Source organism: Mesorhizobium sp. DxT (assembly GCF_058448885.1).
On the sequence record NZ_JBZFLJ010000027.1, the window covers coordinates 1 to 2,474 of the forward strand.

3 protein-coding genes are annotated in these 2,474 nt (G+C 66.4%); all 3 read left to right on the top strand.

Features of this window, described 5'->3' with window-relative positions:
• The first annotated feature begins 117 nt into the window (after positions 1–117).
• The 3 genes from ACVJNE_RS24210 (at position 118) to tnpC (ending at position 2,452) form a co-directional block, all read left to right on the top strand.
• On the top strand, positions 118–453 hold the full coding sequence (locus ACVJNE_RS24210) for a transposase (protein ID WP_499569277.1): 336 nt from the start codon (positions 118–120) through the stop codon (positions 451–453).
• Positions 450–794 (top strand): IS66 family insertion sequence element accessory protein TnpB, encoded by a 345-nt coding sequence (tnpB, locus tag ACVJNE_RS24215; protein WP_499569278.1) that lies wholly within the window; start codon positions 450–452, stop codon positions 792–794. Before ACVJNE_RS24210 ends, tnpB begins: the two co-directional genes overlap by 4 nt.
• Positions 795–865: 71 nt before the next feature.
• Positions 866–2,452, top strand: a complete 1,587-nt coding sequence (tnpC, locus tag ACVJNE_RS24220) for an IS66 family transposase (RefSeq protein ID WP_499569279.1) — start codon at positions 866–868, stop codon at positions 2,450–2,452.
• Positions 2,453–2,474: the final 22 nt, after the last annotated feature.

The following is a 2,474-nucleotide window of genomic DNA, read 5'->3' on the forward strand; positions in this document are numbered from 1 at the left end:
GTAAGCGCGAAGTCTGGGCCGCCTGACGTTTCGGTTGGGCGTCTTGTATGAAGGCAGGGATTGGCGGAGGTGTCAGTTTCTGTGTCTACGGTTGAGCGTTCGGACAAAAGTATTCAGTTGATCGAGGCCGTGCCGGATCGGCTCGAGGGTGCGCCGGTCGTGCCGCACCGGCGTTGGTCGGACAGCTTCAAGTCGGCGGTGGTCGCACGGAGCCTGGAGCCCGGCGTCAACGTTTCGGCGCTAGCGCGGGAGATCGGCATCAGGCCGCAGCAACTGTTCGGCTGGCGACGGGCGGCCAGGGTGGCGCCGCGAATCTCGAGCGAACCGGTGGCGGAGACATCGGGCGGGGCGGGAACACTGGAGATCGCCATCGGCCGCGTGACCATCCGCGTTGGCGTCGATGTGGGCGAAGATCAGCTTCGCCGGGTCATCCGGGCGGTCCAGTCGGCATGATCCCGTCTGGAGTGAAGGTGTTCCTGGCGAGCCGGCCGGTGGACTTCCGGAAGGGACCGGACGGGTTGGTTGGTCTGGTGCGCGATGCCGGGTCGGATCCGTTCAATGGCTCGATCTACGTGTTCCGCTCGAAACGGGCGGACCGGGTGAAGCTTGTGTGGTGGGACGGCACGGGGCTGTGCCTCTACGCCAAGCGGCTGGAGAAGGCGAAGTTCTGCTGGCCGCGGCTTGGGGAAGCGCGGGTGAAGTTGAGCCATGCGCAGTTGCTGGCGCTGGTCGACGGCATGGACTGGACGAAGGTCAGGATGGTGCGCTCGAGCCGTCCGCAATCGGCTGGGTAAAAGCCTGCGGCGGAGTGACTCAGGGGCGGAAAGTTCAGGAAATCCGGGCAAATCTGTGCTCTGCTCCGGGCATGGGAACGCTGGTCGAACGTGATCTTCCGGACGATGTCGAAGCGCTGAAGGCGCTGCTGCTGGCCAAGCAGGCCGAGACCCGGCAGTTGCATGCCGAGATCGCGGAGCGCAAGGCGATCAAGGCTGCCGATGACCTCAAGATCGCCAACCTGACCTCGATCATTAACATGCTGCAGCGGGCGCAGTACGGGACGCGCTCGGAAAAGCTGCGGATCGACCCGCTCAACGACGACCAATACGCCTTCGTGTTCGACGAGCTGGAAACGGGCCTGTCGGAGCTGTCAGCGGGCATCGAGAAGCGCGACGGCAACCGGGCTGCGCGCCCGCCGCGGCCGCGCAAGGGCTTTGCTCCGCATCTGGAGCGGGTCGAGGTGGTGATCGAGCCGCAGGTTCCGGCCGGCTGCGAGGGGCTGGAGAAGACCAAGATCGGCGAGGACGTCTCGGAGCGCCTCGACGTGACGCCGGCGAAGTTCCGGGTGATCGTGACGCGCCGCCCGAAATACGCCTATCGCCTGCCCGATGGCGACGACCTGGTCGTGCAGGCGCCGGCGGCGTCACGCCTGATAGAGGCGGGGATCCCGACCGAGGCGCTGCTGGCCCATGTGGCGGTCAGCAAGTATGCCGACGGCCTGCCGCTCTACCGGCAGCAAGAGATCTATGCCCGTGACAAGGTGGAACTGGACCGTTCGCTGATGGCCCAGTGGATGGGCAGACTCGGCTTCGAACTGGCCCCGCTGGCCGAACGCGTGCTCCACCACATCAAGCAGGGCGAGCGCATCTTCGCCGACGAAACTAGGTTGCCCACTCTGGCGCCCGGGTCAGGCAAGGTGAAAACGGCCTGGCTCTGGGCCTATGCCCGGGACGACCGGCCGTTCGGCGGATCGGGGCCACCGATGGTCGCCTACAGGTTCGATGACAGCCGGGCCGGCGCGGTCGCGGCCGAACACCTCAGCGACTACCGCGGCATCCTGCAGGTGGATGGCTATGCCGGCTACGGCAAGCTGGAGGCGCACCGGGGCTCCAATGATGGCGTGCTTCTGGCCGGCTGCTGGGCGCACGCGCGCAGGAAGTTCTTCGAGCTCAAGGACGCCTCTCCGTTCGCCGGCCACATCGTGGCAGCCATGGCACCACTGTGGGCGATCGAAGAGGAAATCCGCGGGCAATCCGCCACGAGCCGCGCCGATATCCGGCGCCAGCGGTCGGCGCCGATCGTGGCCGGGCTGTTCGACATGCTGGAAAAGGAGCTCCCCAGGCTCTCGGGTAAGTCCAGGCTCGCCGAGGCCATCCGCTATGCGTTGCACCGCCGCGCCGTGTTCGGTCGCTTCCTCGAGGACGGCCGCATCGAGATCGACTCCAACATCGTCGAGCGCGCCATCCGTCCCCAGGCAATCCTGCGCAAGAATGCGCTCTTCGCCGGCAGTGATGGCGGCGGGCGCACCTGGGCCACTATCGCAACGTTGCTGATGACCGCCCGGCTCAACGCCGTCGATCCTCAGGTCTGGCTCACCCAGACCCTCGAGCGCCTCGCCAACGGCTGGCCTGACAGCCGTATCGACGACCTCATGCCCTGGAACTACCAGCCCTGAACGGCTTCGGCTGCTCGCTTAC

Bases quoted from the DNA above. Each gene is read 5' to 3' on its own strand.
- tnpC (WP_499569279.1), top strand. From the start codon at position 866: ATGGGAACGCTGGTCGAACGTGATCTTCCGGACGATGTCGAAGCGCTG.
- tnpB (WP_499569278.1), top strand. From the start codon at position 450: ATGATCCCGTCTGGAGTGAAGGTGTTCCTGGCGAGCCGGCCGGTGGAC.